The organism is Klebsiella sp. SYXHC3 (assembly GCF_057196925.1).
In genome coordinates this window covers 396025-417104 of the sequence record NZ_JBXUNG010000001.1, presented here as the reverse complement: position 1 = coordinate 417104, position 21080 = coordinate 396025, and the positions used below count along the sequence as shown (strand labels likewise).

Genomic DNA, 21080 nt, shown 5'->3' with positions numbered 1-21080 from the left:
GCTTTTTAAATCCGCATTCAATCTTTAATTTAAGGCGCTATTTTGACGCGATTATTACATACAGGAATGTCAATATAATTGGCTGATTTTAAAACTAAATTTCGATTGTTTTTAAAACCATGGAAAGTGTAATTATTAGTGAGAAAGTCTATATATTTTTATTACCGCTTCGCTGAATGACTGACGGAAATACTTCCGTCAGTTTTATGGTTACTTAACGCAGTTCGATCGCATAATTTGCTAAAGGTGTTACTTTTTTCACCAACTTATTGTTATATAAAAATTGTTCATACGCGTCATAACGCGGCTTATCTAACGCTGCCGGATCGGTGGCGAACAGCGGCACGCTCTGTAACCACGCCTGCTGGTTTAGTTCGGTATTGAGTTCCGGATGCTCTTTGGCAAACCGCTGCCAGGTTTGCTGCGGATGCGCACGCAAATAGCTCACTCCCTGCTGTAATGCGTCGAGGAATTTTTTGATTTTAGGGGCGTTGACCTCGGCTTTGTTTGCCACGATCACCAGTTCGTCGTAAGCGGGCACGCCATAGTCTTCCACATTCATGACCACCGGTTTTTTGCCCTGCAGTTTGAGTTCCAGCGCTTCGATATTGCGATAACCGCCGATAACGGCATCGACCTGACCGGCCAGCAGTGCGCTGGTAAGCTGGAAATTAACGTTGATTAGTTTGATGCTGTCAGGGGCGATGTTGGCGTGCTGCGCCATGGTGGCCAGCGTCGCCTGTTCAATACCGCTCACCGAATATCCCACTTTTTTCCCTTGTAGATCGGCCGGAGATTTGATGCGCGGATCCAGCGCAATCACGGTATTCAACGGTGAGTGGATCAAAGTACCGACGCGAACCAGCGGCAGCCCTTCATCGGCGAAGAAGTGGACCTGTGGTTGATAGGTGATCGCTAAATCCGCCTGGCGTGCGGCAACCAGACGCGGAGGGAGCGCCGGATCGGAAGGGGGAATGATATTGACATCCAGTCCGGCATCCCGAAAGGCGCCAATCTGTTCCGCCACCATAATGGGCGCATGATCCGGGTTGATGTACCAGTCCAGCACCAGGGTCAACTTTTCATTTGCCGATGCCTGGCCGCAGACCAGCAGAGTGAGGCTGGCCAACAGAGGTATACGCATATCTCTTCCTTATTTGTCTCTTGATAAGTTATTCCGGCGACCAATTGATCAGCCGGTGCAAAAAGGCGTCTACCGCCAACCACAGCGCGATGGTCAGCAGCACTAAAATAAACAATGCGGCGAAGCAGATATCGGTTTGCAGGCGAGCATTGGCATTCAGCATTACGTAGCCAAGCCCCTCGGCGGAGCCGACCCATTCGCCAATAATCGCGCCAATGGGGGCGACGGCGGCGGCCATCCGCAGGCCGGAACCGAGCGCGGGTAGCGCCGCCATGAGTCGGACATGGCGCAATTGAGCACCAAAGGAGGCGCCCATGGTACGAGCCAGATCGAGATAGTCGCGATTGACCCGTTGCAGACCGTCAAAGAAAGCCGAGGTAACGGGGAAGAAGATAACCAGCACCGCCATCATAACCTTGGCGCTCATACCAAAACCAAACCACAGCACCAGTAGCGGCGCGAGGGCGAAGACCGGAATGGCCTGGCTGGTCAGTACCAGCGGCATTACCCACCGCTGTAATCGCGGCGACATGGTCATACAAAGCGCCAGCACCATACCGAGCGCGACGCCGAGCGCCATTCCGCTGAGAATTTCGCTCAGGGTGACAAGGGTATGGCTGGCCAGATAGCTACGGTTATTCCACAGCGCTTCAGCGACCGCCGCAGGAGAAGGCAACAAAAAAGTGGGAATGCCGCTGTAGCTCGCCAGCTGCCAGAGCAACAGTAGGCCACAAAATACGCTGCACCCGCGCAGTAACTTGCCCCTCATCCGTTCGCCCTCATCAATTGCTGCAGCAGCTGCGCCTGGCTTGCCAGCAGCGCGGGATCATCCGGGGCGCGAGGCGGGATTCCGCTTAAATGATGACTATCATCAATCCTGCCCGTCGGCGAAAGCACCAGCAGCCGATGGCTGAGGCGGCAGGCTTCCATCGGGTCGTGGGTAATGAGCACTACGGTACGCCCGGTGAGCAAGCGCGCGGCAAGGGTCTGTATCCGCGTTCGGGTAAGCGTATCGAGGGCGGAAAACGGTTCATCCATCAGCACAATGGGGCGATCCTCATAGAGGGTGCGTGCCAACGCCGCGCGCTGGCGCATCCCACCGGACAGCGCGGCCGGGCGTTCATCAGCGCAGGAGGCGAGCCCGACCAGCTCAAGAAGCTCGTTTACCCGCGCGTTATCGGCCTTTTCACCGCGCAGCCTGGCGCCGAGGGCGACATTTTCCCGCACGTTAAGCCACGGATAGAGCAGATCTTTTTGCCCCATCCACGCCAATCGCGTGGTAACAGGAAGGCCATCGCTGGCGACGACGGTTCCGCGGGTTGGCGCCGCCAGCCCGGCGATAGTACGCAACAGGCTGGTTTTGCCCGCGCCGCTGGCCCCCAGCAGCGATACCCATTGCCCGGCGGCAATATCAAAGGAGAGATCGCGAAAGAGGGTCCGGGTGCCAAAGCGCAGACATAAATCGCGAATGTGAATACCTGGCGCCATCACCCCTGGTCCTGCCCGGCGGCGTTCAGTCCCATCTGCCAGAAATTACCTTCCAGCCGGGTAGCGGTAGTGAATATGTCGCTCAGTCCGGCTAACCGGGATTCCGCGCCGCGCTGTTGCCAGAGCGTTTCCAGCAGGTCGATCGCCGCGTTGACGCCGTGAAGATAGCTCTCGTCGCCGTAATTGCGGATCCACGGCGCGTAGGGGTTATCGTGCAAGTTGGTTTGTGGGTTGTGCAGCAGACCAAGCCCGATCTCCGCATAGCCCGCGACGCAGGGCAGCAGCGCCGCCAGTAGATCCAACGCGTCGCCGGAGTGGCCGATATCCAGTACGTAGCGGGTGTAGTTGATGGTTTCCATCGCTTCGCTTTGCAGGGCCATAGCGTCTTCACTCAACCCCCATTGCTCGCAATAGCCTACATGTAGCGGTAGCTCAGCAAGGATGGCATTCATCGAGGCGGCGGCGGCGCGCATCTCCGGCAACGTGCGAAGTTTGCTGACCAGCAGGGCATAGCTGCGGGCGAAATGGATTAGGAACAGATAATCCTGGGTTAAATAATGACGAAAGGCTGCCTGCGGCAGCGTACCCGCGGCTAATTGCTGGAGGAAAGGGTGCGACACGTAGCGTTGCCATTCGCCACCGGCCTGCTCGCGCAGTCGACCGTAAAGACCTTGGGTAAAAGCGGGAATCATCATGGGACCTCCTGAAAATAGGGGGAGATCCGGGCGTGCAGAAGTGTGAACAGGCAAAACTGAAAACTGGCGAACATGCCGACCCGTCCCTTCGCTGGCATGACCCAGATCAGGTTCAAAGGGTTCGGCTTTTACGCCATCTCAGCCCTCACGGGACACCCCTCGGTTGCGACATGTTATACGTCATTCACTTTTTGATTACAACGGCGGCGAACTAAAAACCATCGCACATGGTGACACTGTCACTTACTAATGGTCATGCGTCAGAACGATAAATAACATTTATCAATTTGTGTGATTAACCACGCTTTTTTATCCAAAAATAAGCAAAGTAAGGCGAGGGTAAGTTGGCGAAGAACAAGGACTTACGATATATTTTTAGCTCATTCCCTCAATATTCCCTTATGAATGCGTCAGTGCTGGAGACCGCATGAAGCTGGCAGGCCTTACTCTTTTACTGATGCTTGCTCTCGCGCCTGGCGCGTCTCGTGCCGCCCAATTGTTCGACCCTGAAGATGGCATGCTCGATATGAGCCAGTATTTGCAGGATAACCCGTACGGTTTTTTGCCGGTGCCGGTGATGATTACCGAACCGGCTATTGGCTACGGCGGCGGTCTGTTTGGTTTATTTCTGCATGGTAAAGGCTCCCGCGAGGGCGATCGTTTTATTCCACCGGCGCTGACCGGGTTCGGCGGTGGTGGGACGCAAAATGGTACATGGTTCATCGGCGCCGCGCATCGTCATACCTGGAATCATGACAGTATTCGTTATCTGGTTGGCGCGGGCTACGCCAATGTCAATCTCGATATCTATTCGGGTGACATTGCCGGGTTTAACAAAAATGTGGCGGTGCAAACCCATACCAAAGGCTTTGGCGGTCTGCAAAAGCTGTTGTTCCGCGTGGGGGACTCACCGGTTTTTCTCGGCGCCTCGCAATTCTATGCGCACACCGATGTAACCGCGGACAATCAGCTGATTAACAAGGTGTGGCAGCGGGTGCTGGGGGAAAACAGCACCTCTTCGGCCTTGGGCGTGGTGGCGGAATATGACACCACTGATAATTTTTTCTACCCTAAGAAAGGGTTATCACTGCAGGGCGAGTACCGTTTTTACCGCGCTCTTCTCGGCGGCGACTATCATTACAATCAGTTGTCGCTGGATGGTAAATACTTTCTACCGCTGGCGCCGACCTTAACCCTGGCGCTGGCGGCAAATTATCAGTCGCTGACTCATCATGACAAGCATCTAACGCCAATGGCCCGGCCTTACATCGAACTGCGCGGCATCTCGCGTTTTCGCTATCAGGGCGATTATGTCGCTGTCGCCCAGACGCAACTGGCCTGGCAATTTGCGCCGCGCTGGATCCTGCAAGGTTTTGTCGGTATCGGCAGCGCGAGCGATGAGGCGGGGTCGCTGTGGCAGCAAACCGAAGTGGCGTGGGGCTCCGGGTTTCGTTATCTGGTCGCCCGTCAGTATGGTTTATTTACCGGCGTCGATGTCGCATTTAGCGAACACGAACAGGCGGTCTATTTTAACGTGGGTTCCGGACTGTAAAGGTACGAATAAAAATGAGATGGAAAATAACCGTCATGACGCTGCTGTTGACCTCTGGCGCCGTGTGGAATGCCTGTGCGGCGGAAAGTGACGACAGTGATAGCTACTTTCCCATCTGGGGAGACGAAGCCCGCGCCCGCGGTTATTCCATCCCGCTGCCGTTTGGCGTCAATCTCAGCTATATGAATATGCGCCAGGATATTATGGTCGACAGCATCACCTTTTCCGGACTGAAGCTGGGTAACCATCCGATCCCCAGCGACATGTTCGCCATCGATGCCGGGCACACGCGGGAGAAGAGCAAAACCGAGAATCTTCGTCTCGATATGTGGGTGTTTCCCTTCCTTAATGTCTACGGGATTTTAGGCCACACCCGCGGTTCGTCGGTGTCGAATGTGTCGGTCGATGCCGACCCAACGCAATACCGCGGTCTGGATCGCATCATCGCCGGCGCAGTGCATAACCTTAATCAAAGTGGCGAGTTGCAAAATATCGATTTTGTTCTCGATTTTAAAGGTACCACCTGGGGAGGCGGGTTCACGCTGGCTGGCGGCTATGAGAACTGGTTTGCCCTCGTCGATACAAACTACACCCGCACCGATTTCGATATTCTCGACGGCAGTATTTCTGCCGTGACAGTGTCACCTCGTGTTGGCTATCGCTTCAACCTTCAGGGGATTTCCGGCCCATCGCATCTCAGCGTGTGGGTCGGCAGTATGTATCAGGATGTGCAGCAGGAATTTAAAGGCAACCTGGCCGATTTGCATATGCCGCCACAGCTGCAGCCATTGATTGCCGCGGTCAATAAAGACGGCGACGGCAAGTTTGATGTCAAACAGAAACTCACTTCACCATGGAATATGCTGATCGGCGCCCAGTACGAAATCACGCGTAACTTCAACGTTCTGACCGAATTTGGCTTTAACGATCGCAATAGTTTCTTTGTCGCCGGTGAATACCGTTTTTGACTTAACGGCGTGTAGCCATCGGCGAGTATGATGCGCGCTGTTTTTGTGTCATGGAGAACGCTTTTGATGCGTAAGAGTTTGTGGTGGTTATTGGCGGCTGCTTTTTCGGTATTTGCCCAGGACCCGGTATTACCGACGATTCCCATTAACCATGTCAGCCCGGTAGTGGGTGAACTATCGCCGCCGGAATCGCTGCGCCCATGCTGCGCCTTCGGTTTCGATCTGCGGGTGCGCGCCATTGGCGTGCCAATCCCGGTTTATCAGATTGGTAATGTGCTGACGCTCGATACCTTAGGTGAACATCATTACAACGATAGCGCGCTCGGCGCGGTCAAAAATCTGGTTGGCTTAAGCGATGAGCACAAGGGCCTTATTTATACCCGCCGCGGCGGTTTTATTGATATCGCCCATGTTCGTGATACCGCTGATTACACCTTTTATTTATTCAGCCGAATTTACCCGACGCTAGGGCAGCCAGGACGCATCTTTTATAGCGAGGAACTGGGCGTACGCCGCGTCCAGTTAAATGCCTTTACGCCGCCGGCTTCAATGCCGCAGCGATATACGATTGCCGCCTGGCTTGCCGGCCATCTGGCCTTCGAAATTGCGCAATGGCATGAGATCGCCCAATGGTATGGTTTCCAGTCGGTTCCGGGTTTTTCAGAAGAAATTTCCGCCTTTTCGCCGGAGGACCTCTATTCCAATCTGCTTGGCGCGCGTCTGGCGATTAACGTTATTTTGCAAGGGCAAGCGGGTTCAGTCGATGCTTATAACCGGGCGATGGAAGCGGCGTTAAAACAGGCGCTGGTCAAACTGTTGGTCGCGCCGCAAAGTGAGACCGAGAGGATGTTCCGTGAAGTCGACGGCGACTGGTGGAACAGTAAACGGCGAGTGCCGGATAAATTTCTGGTGCTGAAGCGGAATTACGATCTCAGCGAAAATCGCCTGCCAACGCCGGTTCCTTTTGAACGCACGCCGCCGTATCGCCTGACGATGCCAAAGGAAGTTGCCGGGTTTACGCTCGCGGAACTGGGTCAACTGCAAATCCATCCGGGGCAGGATATGCAGTCGCTGCCAGCGCCGCATAATTTTTATTCTCCGCAGCAGTTCCAGGAGCTCGCTGATAAAGCGCAGCAGGCGGATGCCATTCAGCTGCAGCGTATTGAAAAATAACTAACGTTTGGACGCTGCTGGCTATACTCAATCAAACGAATTCCCCCGTTATTGATGAGGTAGCATCAGGCTATGGTATTTGGTGTTCCGCGTGCGTGCTGGCTGCTACTGACGGTGCTTTTAGTTAGTCAGGAAAGCTATGCCCTGGACGGCAGTCGGCTAAAGCAGCGCGCGGACGCGGTGCTCACCTTAATGAGTTACACCGTGGTACCTGACGTTACCGCCAGCGATCTGAATATTGGCTCCGGCGCGAATGAGAAAAACGAACTAACCCTCACGCAATTTGGCGGCGGCGCCACCTTGAGTGAGGATTTTCCGCTCTATCTGGAAGGCACCCTCGGTTACAGTCGCTACGATCCGCAATTTGTGGTCAGCGATGGTGCCCAGAGCCGTACCATTCCCACCAAATGGAACAGTCTGACCGCTACCGGCGGCGTCGGCTGGGACTTTCCATTGTATCAGGACCGATGGGGCGGAAAACTGGTGCTACGGCCTATCTTCAATATGATGCTGGGCACCATGGCCAGCGATGCACGCCTCGGTCGCTGGGCGCTCGAACGTAAAACGGAGGTTGATATTCGCTTCCTCGATGGTGGGCGACTGAACGCTTATGGGTTGGGCGGTTCGTTAATGCTTGATTATGAACTGTTTTCCAAAACGCAGGATATTGACATAGAAGCGCGCTATTCCGCGATGAATTTGCAAACCTTCGGTAGCACATCAGAAGCGGTCCAGGGGCAGGCCAGCGCCGAAAATCTGGGTATCTACCTTCGTCGACGCGCGCCGATAGCCGACTGGACGCTGCTGAAAAGCCCGGTGCGCTACGTGCTGGAAGGCGCTCATACTATCTATCTTGGCGACCAGCGCGGTGAACTCGGCTTTGATAGCCTGAGTTCGCTCGGCATTGGTCTGGAACTCGACAGCAGCCAGTATCCGGTATTTATCACCCGTACCCGACTGGTGGCCCGCTATATGTTCGGTAATAACACCGAAGGGTATGGCCTCGGTTTAGCGATGAGTTTCTGAGTCATTTACCCGTTTTCATGATTGCGCTATTTTTTTCATTTTTATTGGCAATATTTTCTTCGCTGATTCGTCTACCTCGATACATACATTTTTATGAGGTAATTGACGATGAGAGATTTTGAACGACACGGGCATCATCACCAGGGTTTTGGACGTCACAGAATGGCGCGGCCGCTGATTATCGGCGCGGTGATTGTTGTGGTGCTGAGTCTGGTCGTGATGTCGCTATGGAACGCATTGCTGCCAGCTATCTTCGGGGTGAAAAGCATCGGTTTCTGGCAGGCTTTGGGATTACTGGCGCTGTGCCGTATCTTGTTTGGCGGTTTAGGTTTTCATCGCGGTATGTTTGGTATGGCGCAGGCGCGTCGACGCATGCATGAACGCTGGATGACCATGACCCCGGAGCAGCGAGAGGAGTTTGCCCAACGTTTCGGCCGCCACGGACATCGCGGCCGTTGCGGCTGGCATGAACGTCGCGGTGGGCAACCGACTGACGATAACCCATCGGCGAAAGCGCCGGATGCCGAGTGAACGAGGTAAACAATGCGATGGCGGGGGAATCACGGCTGCTGTCTGCGCTTGCCGCCTGTCGTGCGCGTTTAAGCGCGTTTATTCGCGGTAGAACCGCCGTACGTGACGATGCCGATGACATCCTGCAGGAAGTCACCCTGCAACTGATGAAGGTCGAGCAACCGGTGGAGAACGTGGCGGCATGGTTATTCCGGGCGGCGCGTAATGAAATGACCGACCGGTCGCGTAAGAAGCGCGAGTTGCCATTAACATTCGATACTGATGAAGATGGCGATGGCGGCTTTGCCGAGGATGAGCTGGCGGAAACGCTGTTTGGCGTCGCGCAGACGCCGGAGGAAGCCTATCTTAAAGAACTGCTGTGGGAGGCTTTAACCGAGGCGCTGGCGGAGCTGCCGCCGCTGCAGCGTGAAGCCTTCGAGAAAACCGAGCTGCAGGGCTATAGCTACAGGGAGCTGGCGGCAGAGAGCGGCGCTAGCGAGCAGGCGTGGCTGTCGCGTAAACACAAAGCGGTGCTGTTTCTTCGCAGCCGTTTGCGAACGCTCTACGATGAACTTACCGCACCTTAATTCATGCCCGGCGGCAGATAGCGCCGGGCTTTATTTTATCTGTATTTCTATAACATTGTCGCCAGCCACTCGGCGAAGACGCGCACCTTGCGCGAAACATGACGATGGGGATAAATAAGCGATAACTTCCTGGAGGGAACCGGATTATTCGGCAGGACTTCAACCAGCTCGCCGCTTTTCAACCAGGGGTGAAGGAAAAGATCCAGACCCTGCATAATGCCGAGTCCAGCAAGGCCAGCGGCGATGTAAGTCTCTGAATTATCCACCACCAGTTTACCCGCTAGCGAAATGTTCTGCTGCCCGGCGTCAGTTTGAAACACCCAGCGCATGGTCTGATGATTACTGTTATTCAGCCAGTTGATCGCCTGATGATGCCGCAGGTCGTCAAGGGTTGCGGGAACGCCGTATTTCGCCAGATAGGCCGGGCTGGCGCAGGTTTTCATACCGACGGTACCGAGATGACGTGCGATATAGTCACCGTCTTCAAGTTCGCCAATGCGCAGGACGCAATCGAGGCCCTCGCGAAGCATATCCCGCCGCCGGTCGGAGCTGCTCAGCACAATTTCAATCTCCGGATGTTGCTGATAAAAGGCGGGGAGATTCGGCACGACCACTAACTTCGCCAGGGAGATAGGCATATCTATGCGCAGTTGACCACGTAGCGGACGCTGCGGGGCGAAAGATTCCATAAGATCATCGGCCTGCGCCAGCAGGGGTTTACTACGACGATAAAACGCCTCGCCATCAGGGGTGAGGTGGATCTGTCGGGTGGTTCGCTGCAGAAGCCGAACGCCGCAGTGCTGCTCAAGCTGCTGTAGCGCTTTCGTGACCGCCGGGCGATGGATCTGTAGATTCTCGGCGGCGCGCGTAAAGCTGCCAGACTCGATAATCTCGATAAAAATCTTAATAGATTCAAACAAATTTAAGTTCATTTGTACCAATGTGCTCCGATGACAACATCGTATTTCACTTTGATTATTACTTATTTAATAACAGTGAAGGATAACTTTTACTATTTTTCCCAACAATAAAGCGGCCTACAGTGGCGTCATCCCAGCGCTAAGCGCCAGAAAACACACTAAGGAAGCCGCATCATGCAAAACCATTCTGTTAGCCATATTCTCGGTATTGAAAAACCTGTCATTCAGGGGCCGCTATCCTGGCTAACCGACGCCCGGTTAGTCGCCGCAGTCAGTAATGCCGGCGGGCTGGGCGTATTAGGGCCGAACGCAGGTTTAACCGCACAAACCGCTGTCTCGACGCCGCAGGAAACGGCAGAAAAGATGCGTGAAGAGATCCGTAAAACGAAACGACTCACCGAGAAACCTTTCGCTGTAAATCTCATTCCGACGGTTGAAAACGATATCTGGACGCCGCCGATTGTAGAGGTAGTCAAGGAAGAGGGGGTTAAAGCGGTGGTTTATACCGGCTATGGTCAAGGAGCTATCATTCCCTCGCTGTTTGCCACGCTTAAGCAGGCCGGGATCAGCATTATTTATCGTGATATTAACCCGACGCCGGAAAACAGCCGCGAGGCCGAGGAGATGGGCGCTGATGTTATTGTCGCCACCGGCTTCGACGAAGGCGGAACGCTTCCGGGAACGGCGCTAGGGACGTTTTCCATCGTGCCATTGATTGTTGATGCGGTGAAGCGTGTGCCGGTGCTGGCGGCTGGCGGGATTACCGACCGGCGCACCGCCAGGGCCGCCCACGCGCTGGGCGCGCAGGGGGTATTTGCCGGCTCCGTGTTTATCAGCACCACCGAGAGCCGCGTGCCGCCATCGGTGAAAGAGATGATCGTGCAAGCTAACGGTCTGGATTTGCAGCTATTTCGCACATTGCCAGATTACTATCGTTCGCTGCCGGGTAAATTAGCCGCCAGGCTGGTGGCGTTAGATAAATCCGGCGCCAGTAATGAAACCATAGCCGCGGAAATGGGCGGTTTACGCGGCCTGCGAATTGGTATGCTGGAGGGCAACACTGACGAAGGCTACATTTCACTGGGAACCGGCATCGGCAGTATTCAGCGGATCAAGAGCGTAGCGGAAGTGGTGGAGGAACTGACGGTTTAATCTGCCTTCCCGCGTTCTCATGCGGAAAACAGAAACTCCCCGTTGCGACAACGGGGAGGGTGATTAGCCGGAATTAGCTACCCCAGCGCTGCTGCAGATACTGAACCGCCTGCTGGGTTTGCGGCTGGTTAAGGTTGTTTTCACGAAACAGAATCGTCCCCTGAATACCCGGTGTGGTTTCATTGAGGTCGATCTGTTTTTTCAGCTCCGGCACGCCGCCGTCGACCATCCAGTCTGGTTCATTTTTTGACGGTTCGCCGACTTTATACAGCGCCACGCCGATATAGAGCCGGGTGTGAGTGGGTTTCACGACATCGGCCCACCACTTAGCCAGCACATCATAGCGCGCGGCGTCGCGGGCGAACGGCCAGTACAACTGCGGCGCGATATAATCCAACAGCCCTTGTTGTACCCAACTGCGGGTATCGGCATAGGACTCGTCATAGGCCGCCGCGCCGCGGGTGTCAGAACCGGCCGGATCGTGGGAGCGGTTGCGCCATACCCCCGCCGGGCTGACACCAAACTCAACCTGCGGATTGAGTTTCTTGATGGTCTGTGAGACCTGCGCTATCAACTGTTGGGTGTTGTGACGCCGCCAGTCGGCTTTCGAGGCATAACCCTGGCCATATCGCTGATAGGTTTGATTATCGTTCAGCGTCGATCCCGGCGTCTCAGTATAGAAATAGTCATCAAACTGCACGCCGTCGATGGGATAGTTTTGCACCACCTCCGCCACGATACTGGTGATCCAGTCACGGACTTCCGGGATCCCAGGGTCGAGCACAAAGCGATCGCTGGCGGTGCGTATCCAGTTGCGGTGGAGGACAAATACGCTGGCGGGGACCTGAGTCAGGGTGTGGTTAAGCTCGGCGATGGTAGCGGGTTTGGTATTAACCGATACCCGATACGGGTTGAACCACGCGTGAACTTTCATCCCGCGTTTATGCGCTTCATCGAGCATAAACTGCAGCGGATCGTAGCCGGGATTTTCGCCAATTTTGCCGGTCAGCATGTCTGACCACGGCAAGATGTGGGAATCCCACAGCGCGGTGCCGTCCGGTTTGACCTGGAAGAAGATGGTATTGATGCCCAGGCGTTGCAGATTGTCGAGTTTGGCGATCAGCGCCAGCTTCTGCTGGCTGATGCGGCTTTCCGGGCTACTGGCGATAATTGAACCCACCGGGGGCCAGTCGAGACGGGAGACCGTGGTGATCCAAACGCCGCGTACTGGCTGCTGATTTTTTGCCGATTTTTGCGTAACGGGCGGATTGCTGGCGGTCACCAGCGATTTTGGCGCTTTACTGGTGCAAGTCACGAGCAGCAATACGGCGGCAGCAACTGCGCCGAGCCGGGTCATGCAGGTGACGGAGAGGAGGCGACGAGAAGCGATAATCATTACTCCCGTAGGCATGTAGACGCTTGAAAAATCACATTGTCTTATGATTCCCCCACCAGGGCAAGCCGCGCTCCGATGCAAAGAAAAATAAAACGCATTTTATCTATTATCCGTACGCGTAACGTGCAGAACTAACGACAACCTTTCTCAGCAGGTAGCTGAAAAAGCAGAATTAACCTGGATAATTAGCTGGTCAGTTGTGTTACAACATATTACGAGACGCACAGCTAAGGAGAATCCGATGCGAAAAATATTATTGCTGGCCGCAGTTTTGCTGGCATCCGCACCGATCGTCACCCAGGCCGAGGAGATTACGCTTTTACCGGCTATTAAACTGCAGATAGGCGACCGGGATTCCTACGGTCATTACTGGGATGGCGGCCGTTGGCGTGACAAAGACTACTGGCATCGTCATTATGAATATCGTGACAAGCACTGGCGAAAGCTAGAGAAAAAACAGCGTAAAGCCTACGAGAAGGGCTATCACGACGGTCGTAAAGACGCGAAGAAGCGTGAGAAAGAATACTATAAACACCACAAGAATCATCATCACTAAAACAACAACGGGGCCATCAGGCTCCGTTTTAGTTCCTGCATTTCATCCTCCTAAGATTCAACTCATTATTCGCTGTTGTAGTTGCTTCGCGTAATCTGCCTTTAGAAGCCCACCGCAATAATGTCAAATATCGCTTTGAGTTTTTACAGTGTAAGCATTACCTGATGACAATAAAAATAGCCTACCAAGATTGGTGGGCAATTCTGCCGCCAAATATTTTTTAAGACTATTCCATATTCACAGCGAATGAAAAATCCGATTTGCAAAATAATTAAATATATCTTTTAAATCACATGGTTAAATTACACTTTATTTTGTATGGTTTTTGGGATTACACTTTTTTGGCGATTGTTCGTCTTTCAGCGCTAAATGCGTGAGTGAGATTAATCCTAAAAATTTAAATACGCTAACCACCCATAACTACGAGGCGAAATTGCGTGTTGAATTGACTCGATCGATCTGTAAAATTGTGTGGTGATAGTTAATGAAATGTAATAAAGGGATCCACTGCGGTGAAGATTCGTGCGGTAGCTATGGCCATATCACAGCTGGAACCCTTTTACGCACAGTGATTAAGGATATTCAGACTTGTTATTCAAGCAGGGATAACCCTTAAGAAAATAATAGCATTGCAATGGAAAAGCATATGAAAACGCGAGTGTTTTTAGCCGCTATGATTGCGGTTTCACTGGCAGGGTGCGAAGCGCCGCCGAAGCCGCAAATTACCGATGACACCATTGAAACCACGCAGGTTAACGGCGTCAATTTGACCCATCGCCATATTGTTGTTCCTCCAACGGAATTTACCCCGATTAACGCAGAATATCGCGCGCTGTATTCCGCCGCGGTAATGAGCCAGGCCGGGTATGGCGGCAAAGTGATTGTGCAATTAGTTCCAGGTGCTAATTATATTGCATTGGGACAGGCCCAGGACGGCTGGATAGCGTTAGCCAATGAAGGTCAGGAAAATTTAATTGGCTATGCTCCGGCCAATGCCGTTGTCAAAAGTGAGCTGTATGATAAAACGGTTCGCGAACAGTCGAAGCGCCCGAAGGCGCGTAAGAAAGCGACCTGCGTGAGCGTCGACGGAAATACCAAAGCCTGCAAAAACGGCAATAACGGTACCTGGATTCTGGATTAATCCCGCCTTTACGAGCGACACCGTATGAATAATAACTCTCTTTTACGCCAGGTCATGCTGGCGTTTTATTTGTTTCTTTTTACGTTGGTTAGTGGATGTGGTTCGTCTTCACACAGCGACCCTGCCCGATACAATCTTCAGTTCCAGGCCCACCCGCAAATTAACCGTTCTGCGCCATTAAAGGTCAGAGTGTTAGTGCTGAAATCCGATGCGGAATTCATGTCCGCCGATTTCTACTCCTTACAAAATAACGCGCAAAAAGTTCTCGCCGGCAACTTGCTGAACAGCGATGAATTTTTCCTGATGCCGGGGCAACTGGCAAAAAAACTCAGCGGGCAAAGCTCGCCGGAGGCGCGTTATATCGGAGTGATGGCGGAATACCAATCTCTGGATGGTAAAAAGTGGCGCATTTCTCTTCCTCTGCCAACGCCTGGCGAAACCCCTTTCTGGCAGTTCTGGAAACTGTCGGCAGATCAACTGCAAGCCAATTTATATCTTGACGTTAACGGGATCCGCGTCGTGCAGCAATAGCGCGAGCCCTAACAGGAAATTTGTATGAATAAAGCAGAAAAGGTGGTCTGGACCGAAGGCATGTTTTTGCGTCCGCATCACTTTCAGCGGGCAGAAAGCTACCTGCAAACGCAAATTCGCGAATGGGGCGGATTACAGCGCTCCTGGCTGTGGGGTTTTCTTGAGATTGAACTTGATGATGCGATGCTGCGTCAGGGGTGCATTGCCCTGAGCTATGCCAGCGGCCTGCTGCCGGATGGGACGTTCTTCCAGTTTCGCGATGCTCGTCAGGGCCCGGCGCCGTTGCAAATCCCGGATAACGTCACGGGCGAAAAAGTCGTATTGGCCTTGCCGGTACGCCGCGGCGGTCGGGAAGAGGTTATCTTCAGCGAGGAAAAAGACTCGCTGGCGCGATTTACCGCGTTTGAACAGGATGTGGAAGATGACAATGCGCTGTCGGTTGGCGATGCCACCGTGCAGTTTGCCCGCCCGCGGCTCACCCTGATGCTGGAAAAGGATTTAACCGCCGAGTGGACGGCCATCGGCGTGGCGTTCATCGCCGAAAAGCGCAACGATAACGCCGTAAAACTCGATAATGGCTATATCCCGCCGATGCTTAACGGCATCAATCATCCTTTGATTTACGCGATGATCAACGACTTGCATGGTCTGCTGGCGCAGCGTAGCCAGCAAATCGGCAGCCGGCTCCGACAGCCGGGGCGTTTTAATACTTCCGAATTAATTGAGTTCACTCTACTTGCGTTGGTCAATCGCCATCTCGGCCATCTCTCACATCTCAAAACGCTGCCGTTAGTTCATCCCGAGTCATTGTGGAATAGCTGGCTGCCGTTCGCCGCCGAGCTGACGACCTGGATGGCGCAGCGCGGTCCGGATGCTGCGTTGCCGATTTATGACCATGACGATCTCGCGAGCTGCTTCGGCAAACTGATGCTGTTGCTGCGTCAGGGGTTATCACAGGTAATGGAAGACAATGCCATCCAACTGCCGCTGATAGAACGATCGCATGGGTTGAACATCGCAACGGTACCCGAGAGCAGCATGGTGCGTGATTTCGGATTCGTATTGGCAGTTAAAGCCAGCGTACCAGGTGATGTTCTGCAAACGCACTTCCCGGCGCAGATGAAAGTCGCGCCGGTGAGCAAAATTCGCGATCTGGTGCAACTACAGCTTCCGGGTTTAATTCTGCGCGCTATGCCCGCCGCGCCGCCGCAAATTCCGTGGCATGCCGGTTACAACTACTTTGCAGTCGAGAAGGGCGGCGAGCTGTGGAACGACATGGAGAAATCTGGCGCCTTCGCCCTGCATCTGGCAGGCGAGTTCCCCGGCCTGGATATGGAATTTTGGGCTATCCGTAGCCCGTCGGAATAAGAAAGCGAGCGTTGATGATGCAGGAACAACAGGCCGATGCCAACCATGGCGTGAGCGGCAATAATCCCCTGGTGACGGCCGCCAACCCATTACTTAATGCGATTCCCCAGCTCCGTCATTCGGTATCGCACGATGACCAGGCCGGTTTGCGCCAGCGTTTGATTGATGAAATCCGCCGTTTTGAAGTGCGCGGTCAGCAGGCGGGGTTACCCTACGAAGTAATAGTCGGCGCCCGTTACTGCCTGTGTACCGCACTGGACGAGGCTGCGGCCTTGACGCCATGGGGGAGTAGCGGCGTCTGGTCGGGCAGCGGTCTTTTAGTGACCTTTCACAATGAAACCTGGGGCGGGGAGAAGTTTTTCCAGCTGCTTGCACGCCTGTCGCAGAATCCGCGCGAACATATCAATCTGTTGGAACTGATCAACTACTGCTTATTGCTCGGCTTTGAAGGGCGTTACCGGGTAATGGATAACGGCCGCACGCAGTTGGAAACTATCAAACAGCGCCTGTGGCAGATGATTTGCGGCGTACGCGGCGGCTACGCGCCGCCGTTATCGGTTCACGGCGAGGATCGCCCGGTGCTGCGTAAACTGTGGCGTCCGGTGGTGCCGCTGTGGGCCTGCGTCGCGCTGGCGGGGTTCGCCGCCTGTCTGTTCTATATCATTCTTAACTGGCGGCTTGGCGATGCCACCAACCCGGTGTTGGCGAAAATTTACCAGACGCCGTTGCCGGAAGCGTCGATTGCTCAGCCGGCGGAAAAATTGCCGGCGGTACTTAACCTGCGAGGTTTTCTGCGCCCGGAAATTGCCGAAGGGCTGGTTGCGGTCCGTGACGAAGCGGACCGCAGCGTGGTGATCCTCAAAGGCGACGGGCTCTTTGCTTCGGCCTCAACGGTGGTGCGCGATCGCTACGACCCGGTCATTGACCGTATTGCGCAAGCGATGAACAACGTCAGTGGCCGCATTCTGGTGGTCGGCTATAGCGATAACGTGCCTATCCGCAGCGCGCGCTTTGCCTCGAACTACGAGCTGTCCCTGGAACGCGCGCGTTCGGTACAAAAACAACTGCAAAATCATCTGACGCAGCCCGAACGCGTAAAAGCCGAAGGGCGAGGGGAAATGAACCCCATCGCGCCGAATACCACTCCTGAGAACCGTGCCCGTAACCGCCGTGTGGAAATTACTCTGCTGGTGTCGCCCGATAATACACGGGCTGAGCTGAACGGATTGCCCCAAGGAAATTAAGGATGCTGACACTTCTGCTTTCCATACTGACCAACCGGCTGCTGTGGGGTTTTCTCGGCGCTACGGCGGTGGCGGCCGTCATCTGGATGATTGGCCCGCTATTGTCGATTGTCGATACCCGGCCGCTGGAATCGGAACAAAACCGCGTTATATCTATTGCGCTGGTCTACCTCATCTGGGCGCAAAGCCACATTCTGCCGCGCCTGTACAACGCCTGGCTCAACCGCAAGCTGATGGATAACCTGAAGGAAGACACGCCGAAGGGCAACGATCCGCAGCAGCGCCTCAATAGCGAAGACCAGATCCTCGCCGATCGCTTTGATGAAGCCGCGCAAATGTTGAAAAAAGCGCACTTCAGTAAAACCGGTAATGGTCAGTGGACCCAGCGCTTTAGCACCCACTATCTGTATCAGCTGCCGTGGTATGTGATTATTGGCGCATCTGGCTCCGGTAAAACCACCGCTTTAGCCAACTCCGGGCTGCAGTTTCCGCTAGCCGACCGCTTCGGTAAAACGGCGTTACGCGGTATCGGCGGCACGCGCAACTGTGACTGGTGGTTTACCAACGAAGCCGTGCTGCTGGACACCGCCGGGCGCTATACCACCCAGGAGAGCGAGCAGGCGCAGGACGCCAGCGAGTGGCTGAAGTTTATGGGGTTATTGCGGAAATACCGCCGCCGCCAGCCGATTAACGGCGTTATCGTCACGGTAAGTATCTCCGATCTGTTAACGCAATCGACGGAGGCCTCGCGGCAGCAGGCGGTTAATCTGCGCCAGCGTCTCTCTGAACTACATGAACAATTGGGTATTCGTTTCCCGGTATACGTACTGGTGACGAAGGCCGATCTGCTTAAAGGCTTCCGCGCCTGGTTTGCCGGTTACGACAAGGCGCAGCGCGATCAAATTTGGGGCTTCACTTTCCCGTGGGAGCAGGCAAGCCTTGCCGACTTCGATCTGATGGGCCGTTTTACCCAGGAGTTTGCGCTGCTGCAACAACGGCTTGAAGCCGGGCTGCCGGATACGATGCTGCAAGAGCATGATGCCAAAACCCGCGCCGAAGCCTGGCTGTTCCCGCAAGAGTTTGCGGCGTTGCGACCGCTGTTAGCGGACTATCTTAGTACCGTTTTTGCCCGCTCTAACTTTGAAACCGAGTTTTCACCGCGCGGCATTTATTTCGCCAGCGGCACCCAGGAAGGGTTACCGTTCGACCGCGTGATGGGCGAACTCAATCGCGCGCTGTCTTTGCCGCAGGGAAATGAAAACGACAACTGGGACTCGGTCAGTAAAGAAGCGCCGATCCCCGGCGCCAAGGGCCAGAGTTATTTCATTAAAAACCTGCTGCAAAACGTGATTTTCCAGGAAGCCGGCATCGCCGGGCAGAACCGCTGGTGGGAACTGCGTAACCGCGCGGCGATCTGGTCAGGCTATGCGGCGCTCGCGGCGCTGTTAATCATTTCATGCGTACTGTGGCTGACCAGCTACGGCAAAAACAAGGCCTACCTGCAAGAAGTCTCGGCGAAGGTGCCGCAGGTTGAGCAGCAGAGCAAAGCGCTGCAAAACCCCGAGCAGCGCGATCTGTTCGCCATGCTGCCGCTACTCAACGGCCTGCTGGAATTGCCGAAGAGCGCCGATTTTGACGTCAACAACCCGCCGGTCAGCCGCCGGATGGGGCTCTACCGCGGAAATGATGTCAGCGACGCCTCGCAGACGCTGTATCAAAAAGCGCTGCAGCAAATGCTGCTACCGGATGTCGCCATGCGTATCACTACCTGGTTACGCAACGACAACGGCAGTGACGCCGAATATAGCTACGAGGCGTTGAAAGCCTATCAAATGCTCTATCAGCCCAAGCAGTATGACGGCAAGTTTTTACTCTCCTGGGTGATGCTTAACCTGCAGCGTAACCTGCCGCAAAACGTGACGCAGGCGCAGCTACGACAGCTGGAAGGGCATCTGGTCCAGCTACTGGAACCGCAAATCCAGTCCTCGCCGTATGCCAAAGACGATGCGCTGATCGCCCGCGAACGGGCGTTGATTAACCAGCAACCGCTCTCCTCAAGAGTGTATGGTCGGCTGAAACGTCTGCTTGAGCATGACGACAATCTGAAAGCGGTCTCGCTGGCGACGCTTGGCGGGCCGCAGAGCGAACTGGTGTTCTCGCGTAAAAGCGGTACACCGATCGCAGAAGGCGTGCCAGGGCTGTACACGCCAGATGGCTACTGGCAGGTGTTCAATAAACAGATCGATAACGTGACCAGCGCGCTGCATGAAGATGATATTTGGGTGCTGGGCGCCGCCAGCGCGTCGGAAGATAAGCAGCAAACCGATAACGCCGTCCGCCAGCTCTATATGCGTGATTTTATCGCCAACTGGGATCGCTTCCTCGCCGATATTCAGCTCAACAATAGCGCCGATCTGTCATCGCGGATCAACACCGCGCGCCTGCTTTCCGCCAGTAACTCGCCGCTGCGCCGGCTGGTTATCAGCCTGAGCCAGGTGCTGAACCTGGCGCGCGCTGAGCCGGATACGGTTAAAAGCGAAAGTTCAGCCGAGCAGGGCAACCGTGCGACCCGAACGCTGGAAGCGCTTTTTCGCCATGATGAGGGCGGCGCAACCCAGGGCGCGGCGCTTAGCCAGACGCCGGAACAGCTGGTAACCGAACACTACGCGCCGCTGATCGAGCTGGCGCAGCCGTTGGAAAAGGGCGGCAAAACGATTGTGTTTGACGACTTCCTCAAACAGATCGACGAACTTTATCGCTACTTGACCGCGGTACAGGATGCCGCCAACAGCGGTATGCAACCGCCGGGCGGCGATGCGATTAGCCGTCTGCAGGCCAGCGCCGGGCGCTTACCGGGCGGCCTGCAAACCATGTTCAGCAAAATGGCGGTCGGCGCCAGCAGTGATACCCAGCGCCGCGATCTCGATAACGTACGTAAACGGATTAACGTGGAAGTCGGCGGATTCTGCCGCCAGGCTATCGCCGGGCGCTATCCGCTGGTTCGCAGCGCCAGAAGCGAAGTCACGCCGGACGATCTGGCGCGTATGTTCGCGCCGGGTACCGGCATGATGGATACCTTCTTCCGTGACAACCTGACCAATAAAGTCGATACCACGCAATCAAGCTGGCGTTTTATGCCCGGCATCGATGGCAAAACGTTGCCGGGTAGTGAAGGGTTATTAAGGCCTTTCCAGCAGGCGCAATCGATCCGCGACGCGTTCTTTGCCAATGGCGCGACCACGCCGTCATTTAAAGTGACGGTGCGCACCATCAGCATGGACAACCGGATCCTCAACCTGACGCTGGATGTTGATGGCCAGCAGTTGCGCTACAGCCACGGTCCGCAGGCGGTGCAAATGATGAGCTGGCCAGGGCCGGGCGGCACCAATCAGGTGCGTATGCAACTCGGTCTGGCCGATGGTACCACCTCGACGCTGGTGACCAGCGGCTCATGGGCGCTGAACCGCTTCTTTGATAAAGCGCGCACCGCCCCCGGCAGCAGCAGTTTGAGCCGTCAGGCAACGTTTAACGTCGATGGTTATCAGGTCACGCTGGAGTTTGCGCCGAACAGTATTCGCAATCCGTTCCAGCTTCCCCGTTTCTCATGTCCATAACCGCAAGGAAAGCCG

Annotated in this window: 19 protein-coding genes and 1 riboswitch; of the genes, 13 read left to right on the top strand and 6 right to left on the bottom strand. The window is 54.8% G+C overall.

Features of this window, described 5'->3' with window-relative positions; translation table 11 throughout:
• Positions 1-214: 214 nt before the first annotated feature.
• The 4 genes from AC2CGP_RS02065 to tenA are packed head-to-tail and all read right to left on the bottom strand — an operon-like array spanning position 215 to position 3327.
• Entirely contained in the window at positions 215-1144 is a 930-nt protein-coding gene (locus AC2CGP_RS02065) for an ABC transporter substrate-binding protein (RefSeq protein WP_484502238.1), read from the bottom strand.
• 28 nt (positions 1145-1172) lie between these two features.
• Positions 1173-1913, bottom strand: coding sequence for an ABC transporter permease (locus tag AC2CGP_RS02060; RefSeq protein ID WP_032705808.1), 741 nt, complete (start codon positions 1911-1913; stop codon positions 1173-1175).
• Positions 1910-2635: an ABC transporter ATP-binding protein gene (locus AC2CGP_RS02055; protein WP_484502237.1), complete on the bottom strand. Its 726-nt coding sequence runs from the start codon at positions 2633-2635 to the stop codon at positions 1910-1912. The genes AC2CGP_RS02060 and AC2CGP_RS02055 overlap by 4 nt, the downstream gene beginning before the upstream one ends.
• Entirely contained in the window at positions 2632-3327 is a 696-nt protein-coding gene (gene tenA / locus AC2CGP_RS02050) for a thiaminase II (RefSeq protein WP_032708097.1), read from the bottom strand. The genes AC2CGP_RS02055 and tenA overlap by 4 nt, the downstream gene beginning before the upstream one ends.
• A gap of 66 nt (positions 3328-3393) precedes the next feature.
• Positions 3394-3497, bottom strand: a riboswitch (TPP riboswitch).
• A 257-nt stretch (positions 3498-3754) separates the two neighbouring features.
• On the opposite strand from tenA, the gene AC2CGP_RS02045 reads away from it, so the two are divergent.
• From AC2CGP_RS02045 to AC2CGP_RS02020, 6 genes are all read left to right on the top strand, one after another.
• Positions 3755-4879 (top strand): BamA/TamA family outer membrane protein, encoded by a 1125-nt coding sequence (locus AC2CGP_RS02045; RefSeq protein WP_032711675.1) that lies wholly within the window; start codon positions 3755-3757, stop codon positions 4877-4879.
• A 14-nt stretch (positions 4880-4893) separates the two neighbouring features.
• Positions 4894-5847, top strand: coding sequence for a hypothetical protein (locus AC2CGP_RS02040; RefSeq protein WP_026612303.1), 954 nt, complete (start codon positions 4894-4896; stop codon positions 5845-5847).
• A 66-nt stretch (positions 5848-5913) separates the two neighbouring features.
• Positions 5914-7020 (top strand): DUF4056 domain-containing protein, encoded by a 1107-nt coding sequence (locus AC2CGP_RS02035; protein WP_484502236.1) that lies wholly within the window; start codon positions 5914-5916, stop codon positions 7018-7020.
• A 72-nt stretch (positions 7021-7092) separates the two neighbouring features.
• Positions 7093-8046: a hypothetical protein gene (locus tag AC2CGP_RS02030; protein WP_015705468.1), complete on the top strand. Its 954-nt coding sequence runs from the start codon at positions 7093-7095 to the stop codon at positions 8044-8046.
• Positions 8047-8154: 108 nt separating this feature from the next.
• Positions 8155-8577, top strand: coding sequence for a hypothetical protein (locus tag AC2CGP_RS02025; protein ID WP_026612304.1), 423 nt, complete (start codon positions 8155-8157; stop codon positions 8575-8577).
• 17 nt (positions 8578-8594) lie between these two features.
• Complete coding sequence (locus AC2CGP_RS02020) at positions 8595-9143, top strand: RNA polymerase sigma factor (protein ID WP_015366547.1); 549 nt, start codon at positions 8595-8597, stop codon at positions 9141-9143.
• A 47-nt stretch (positions 9144-9190) separates the two neighbouring features.
• Here the strand turns inward: AC2CGP_RS02020 and AC2CGP_RS02015 are convergent, their stop codons facing one another.
• Positions 9191-10075 (bottom strand): LysR family transcriptional regulator, encoded by an 885-nt coding sequence (locus AC2CGP_RS02015; RefSeq protein WP_015366548.1) that lies wholly within the window; start codon positions 10073-10075, stop codon positions 9191-9193.
• Between the two features lie 162 nt (positions 10076-10237).
• Between AC2CGP_RS02015 and AC2CGP_RS02010 the strand changes: the two genes are divergently transcribed.
• A complete protein-coding gene (locus AC2CGP_RS02010; protein WP_015705465.1) occupies positions 10238-11215 on the top strand; it encodes an NAD(P)H-dependent flavin oxidoreductase in 978 nt (325 codons plus the stop codon).
• 73 nt (positions 11216-11288) lie between these two features.
• Here AC2CGP_RS02010 and AC2CGP_RS02005 read toward each other — a convergent pair whose 3' ends face one another.
• On the bottom strand, positions 11289-12572 hold the full coding sequence (locus AC2CGP_RS02005) for a glycoside hydrolase family 10-like protein (protein ID WP_032712626.1): 1284 nt from the start codon (positions 12570-12572) through the stop codon (positions 11289-11291).
• 280 nt (positions 12573-12852) lie between these two features.
• Here AC2CGP_RS02005 and AC2CGP_RS02000 point away from each other — a divergent pair, with 280 nt between their 5' ends.
• The 6 genes from AC2CGP_RS02000 (at position 12853) to tssM (ending at position 21065) form a co-directional block, all read left to right on the top strand.
• Positions 12853-13167, top strand: coding sequence for a DUF2502 domain-containing protein (locus tag AC2CGP_RS02000; protein ID WP_015705463.1), 315 nt, complete (start codon positions 12853-12855; stop codon positions 13165-13167).
• A 646-nt stretch (positions 13168-13813) separates the two neighbouring features.
• Positions 13814-14308, top strand: a complete 495-nt coding sequence (locus tag AC2CGP_RS01995) for a hypothetical protein (RefSeq protein ID WP_015366552.1) — start codon at positions 13814-13816, stop codon at positions 14306-14308.
• A 24-nt stretch (positions 14309-14332) separates the two neighbouring features.
• A complete protein-coding gene (gene tssJ, locus AC2CGP_RS01990; RefSeq protein ID WP_015366553.1) occupies positions 14333-14839 on the top strand; it encodes a type VI secretion system lipoprotein TssJ in 507 nt (168 codons plus the stop codon).
• A gap of 24 nt (positions 14840-14863) precedes the next feature.
• Positions 14864-16207 carry a type VI secretion system baseplate subunit TssK gene (gene tssK, locus AC2CGP_RS01985; protein ID WP_015366554.1) on the top strand — a complete coding sequence of 448 codons (1344 nt, stop codon included), beginning with the start codon at positions 14864-14866 and terminating at the stop codon, positions 16205-16207.
• A gap of 14 nt (positions 16208-16221) precedes the next feature.
• Positions 16222-17451 carry a DotU family type VI secretion system protein gene (locus AC2CGP_RS01980; RefSeq protein WP_213759284.1) on the top strand — a complete coding sequence of 410 codons (1230 nt, stop codon included), beginning with the start codon at positions 16222-16224 and terminating at the stop codon, positions 17449-17451.
• 2 nt (positions 17452-17453) lie between these two features.
• Positions 17454-21065 (top strand): type VI secretion system membrane subunit TssM, encoded by a 3612-nt coding sequence (tssM, locus tag AC2CGP_RS01975; RefSeq protein ID WP_213759283.1) that lies wholly within the window; start codon positions 17454-17456, stop codon positions 21063-21065.
• The last annotated feature ends 15 nt before the right edge of the window (positions 21066-21080 follow it).